The sequence below is a fragment of the Buchnera aphidicola (Lipaphis pseudobrassicae) genome, assembly GCF_005081185.1.
Classification (GTDB): domain Bacteria; phylum Pseudomonadota; class Gammaproteobacteria; order Enterobacterales; family Enterobacteriaceae; genus Buchnera; species Buchnera aphidicola_AD.
Genome location: NZ_CP034871.1, coordinates 1 through 2,916, shown reverse-complemented (window position 1 = coordinate 2,916; position 2,916 = coordinate 1). Strand labels below are relative to the sequence as shown.

Genomic DNA, 2,916 nt, shown 5'->3' with positions numbered 1-2,916 from the left:
ATAAAACTTTGGCTATTTTTTTTATGTTTATTTATTTTTTTTTTTAAGTTTTTAAATACTGTTATTTTGCATTTATATTATAAAAAGCATTTATTAAAAAAAATAACATGCATTCAAGGAATTAAAAAAAAAAAAAAATCTTAAAAAAATTTTTTTTTTAAATTTTTCATAAAAAAATAACTGTTATTATAAATAATTTTTTTTAAATTTTAAAAAAAAAATGAATATTACTATAAAAATTAAAAAAAAAAACAAAATAATAAATTTTAAATACAGAAAATCATACGTAAAAAAACGCATTCTTTAAAAATTTTTTATTCTTAATTTTTAGGATATGTGTTTGCAGCTATTTTTCGTAAATAGTAATAACTAATATTTACTTGTTTTTTTAGCCCACTAGGTCCTAATTTAGTTAATTCACTTAGAGAATACTTGGCAACTAATGCACGAAGAATAGTTTGCCTAGCTTCTTTTTCATCTAAAGATATTAATCTTTGTGCATTTCGTTTCTTTTTATAAAAAGCGTGTCTAGAAATCCTATATTTAAAAATACTTTTCATTTGAATATCTTTAGATCGTCTTTTAGCATCATGCATAGTTATAGGATTTAATCCCTTACTGATAAGATTTTTATTTATCCATCCTAATTGTTGCTGTTTCGCATTCATTAATTTTTTTTCAGAAATATCTAATAACATAAAAAACAGTGGAGTAAGTTTAATCATTTTAGGCATATAATTACCTAAAATTTTATCCCATATTTTTTTACATTTAACAAATCCCATCGGTTCCAAAAAATCATTTATTAAACGTGAAGCTCGAGTAATAGATTTATTACCAGATTCAGATATAGTAGATAAACCACATTCATCAGATAGTTGTTCAACAGATGCTTGAACTAACTCAGAGGAAATATTAAAATGATATAGCATAGCTAAAACCATGGCTCTCATTGCAGATGCGCGATGTTTATTTAATTGTCTAAATCTTTTTAAAGGAAAACCCATTTTAATATTTTTTGCTTGTAAAATATAATTCAATTCACATCTTGCAACATCTATTTCTTCTGCTTTTTTCATTGCGTAACAAATAAAAAAAGGTCGACGTTTATTACTCTTGGGAGGTTTAAAAGCAGGATTAGGATTATGTATATAACATTTTCTTGATATCATAAATGATACTTAAAGTAATTAAAAAGTTAATTTTTCATTCATATAAATAAAACAAAAAAACCATCAAAAATTTTTTTATACATATAAAAATATGTACTTTACTTTTATTTTATTTTATGAATAAATGTATTTTATAAAGAAAGAGATATAATTATCATAAATTTTAATTATTTTCAATATAACTTTTTATATTTTTTAAGATTTTTTTACAGTTAAAAAAATATAATAAAAATTACTGATATTAAAAAAAATCATGTTTTATTAAAAAATTAATTAGGACTGATAAAAATGGAAAAAATTATCGAAAAAACTATCTATGCTTCTCGTTGGTTAATGTTTCCTGTTTATGTTGGTTTATCATTTGGTTTTATATTATTAACATTAAAATTTTTTCAACAAATTGTATTTATTATACCAGACATTTTAGCTATGTCTGAGTCTGGTTTGGTATTAGTTGTTTTATCATTAATTGATATTGCTTTGGTTGGCGGTTTATTAGTTATGGTTATGTTTTCTGGCTATGAAAATTTTATTTCTAAAATGGATATACAAGATAATGAAAAACGATTAGGTTGGATGGGTACTATGGACGTAAATTCAATAAAAAATAAAGTCGCATCATCAATAGTTGCGATATCTTCTGTACATCTCTTACGTCTTTTTATGGAAGCTGAAAAAATTTTAGATGATAAAATAATGTTATGTGTCATAATACACCTTACATTTGTATTATCAGCATTTGGTATGGCTTATATTGATAAAATGAGTAAAAAACATATTTTGCATTAGTTCTTTCTAAAAAAATTATAAAGATTAATTAAAACGATTTGTAATGTAATTTTATTAGTGTTATATTTATTTTAAGTATTATTTTTTAATTTCAAATAAATAATAAATATTATTTTTTGTAATTTTTTATAAAAATATTTTTTAAATAAAATAAAAATGTACCTTACTTAATCAAGTGTATTTAGTGCCTAGAAAAAATTATATACATAATCCTAAACCAATTTTTAATCCACCTAAAAATAAGAGGAAAATATCTACATTTATTTATTATGCTATGAAAAAAGCATCAAAAATAGATGTTGCTAGAAGTCATTTAAATTGTACATTAATACCTATTGATCCTAAAACTGGTAATATTTTACCTAGATTTAGAAGATTAAATGAACATCGAGCATGCGCTATGAGAGCTATTGTTCCTGCTATGTTATATTATTTTGATATTCATTCAAATTTAGTACAAGCATCAATTGAACAATTATCTGATGAATGTGGTTTATCTACTATATCTGAATCTGGTAATAAATCTATTACTAGAACTTCACGTTTGATAAATAATTTCTTAGAACCAATGGGTTTTGTCACATGTAGGAGAGATAAAACTAATTCAATCAGTAATTATATACCGAAAAAAATATTTTTGACACCAATATTTTTTATGTTATTTAACATATCACAATCAAAAATAAATAGTTATTTGTTTAAGTCAATAAAAACATCTCAAAAATTAAAGAAAAGTAAAAACAAAAAATTAATTTCTTTTTCAGATATTAAAGTTATATCAAAATTAGACGAACCATCTGCTAGAAAAAAAATCCTAAATACATTAATTAAACATTATACAGCAAGTGAATTAACTGAGATAGGTCCTAAGGGATTGAAAAAACAAATAGATATTGAATATAATAAATTACGTAAGTTATTTAAAAAAATCAAAAAATAAATTTATACAATAAAA

3 protein-coding genes are annotated in these 2,916 nt (G+C 21.9%); 2 read left to right on the top strand and 1 reads right to left on the bottom strand.

The genetic code is table 11. The features are described from left to right. Positions 1 to 320: 320 nt before the first annotated feature. Positions 321 to 1,172: a plasmid replication initiator RepA gene (gene repA / locus D9V70_RS03150; RefSeq protein WP_158356303.1), complete on the bottom strand. Its 852-nt coding sequence runs from the start codon at positions 1,170 to 1,172 to the stop codon at positions 321 to 323. Between the two features lie 288 nt (positions 1,173 to 1,460). On the opposite strand from repA (D9V70_RS03150), the gene D9V70_RS03145 reads away from it, so the two are divergent. Together D9V70_RS03145 and repA (D9V70_RS03140) are read left to right on the top strand one after the other, a co-directional pair. Further along, positions 1,461 to 1,961 carry a TIGR00645 family protein gene (locus tag D9V70_RS03145; protein WP_158356302.1) on the top strand — a complete coding sequence of 167 codons (501 nt, stop codon included), beginning with the start codon at positions 1,461 to 1,463 and terminating at the stop codon, positions 1,959 to 1,961. Positions 1,962 to 2,145: 184 nt separating this feature from the next. After that, positions 2,146 to 2,901: a plasmid replication initiator RepA gene (repA, locus tag D9V70_RS03140; protein WP_216361704.1), complete on the top strand. Its 756-nt coding sequence runs from the start codon at positions 2,146 to 2,148 to the stop codon at positions 2,899 to 2,901. Positions 2,902 to 2,916 lie beyond the last annotated feature (15 nt).

Excerpts from the sequence above, each read along its gene's own strand:
- repA (WP_158356303.1), bottom strand. The coding sequence starts at position 1,172 with ATGATATCAAGAAAATGTTATATACATAATCCTAATCCTGCTTTTAAA.
- D9V70_RS03145 (WP_158356302.1), top strand. The coding sequence starts at position 1,461 with ATGGAAAAAATTATCGAAAAAACTATCTATGCTTCTCGTTGGTTAATG.